Source organism: Shewanella sp. SM23 (assembly GCF_025654295.1).
In the GTDB taxonomy this organism is placed as follows: domain Bacteria; phylum Pseudomonadota; class Gammaproteobacteria; order Enterobacterales; family Shewanellaceae; genus Shewanella; species Shewanella oncorhynchi.
Genome location: NZ_JAKKRM010000070.1, coordinates 1 through 566, shown reverse-complemented (window position 1 = coordinate 566; position 566 = coordinate 1). Strand labels below are relative to the sequence as shown.

Sequence of the window (566 nt, the reverse complement as noted above, 5' to 3'; positions counted from 1 at the left end):
AGATTGCACGATAGATTGTCCTGTATGAGCTGCAAGTTGAGCCGCCAACTGTACAAGCCGTTTGGTCCTTCGTACATCCCCTAATTTTGCGCGCTGAAAAATGCTCTGTGCCCAGAGTGATGGTTCACTTAAAAACATGGCATGTGGTATCTGAAACAAAAGGTCAGGATCAGATCAGGTTAATTAAAAATGGTTCAAAAAAATCCCCCGGGGCAAACCGAGGGATTTGTGTAGAAGAGACAGACCATAGCGTGGGGATTTTTTATGTCTGTTGTTTCATCAAATTTAAGACAATAAAAAGCCCCGCAAATGCGTAATGCCGATCAGTTAAGACAGATCGCTTGACGATCTCGCTGAAAAGATCAAAATCCGATGACCTCATGTCATCGGATTTTTTTATGCAACTCTCAGAAGCACTCGCCCGTACTCATATTACCCGCCTAACCGAATTCACCTGCTTAGCAGATGTGTTAGAACCTGAGTTAATTCAATCTTGCCTAGACTCTCAGGGCGTTGCGACGTTAAGACTAAGACGGCGTAAATTGCCGATGGACGCGATGATTTGG

Annotated in this window: 2 protein-coding genes; one reads left to right on the top strand and one right to left on the bottom strand. The window is 44.3% G+C overall.

The window, feature by feature from the left end:
* The coding region (locus tag L5L98_RS22345) for a transposase (protein ID WP_263143589.1) at positions 1-138 on the bottom strand (138 nt) is incomplete at its 3' end.
* 242 nt (positions 139-380) lie between these two features.
* Here L5L98_RS22345 and L5L98_RS22340 point away from each other — a divergent pair.
* A partial coding sequence (locus L5L98_RS22340) for a transposase domain-containing protein (protein WP_263143587.1) occupies positions 381-566 on the top strand: 186 nt, incomplete at its 3' end.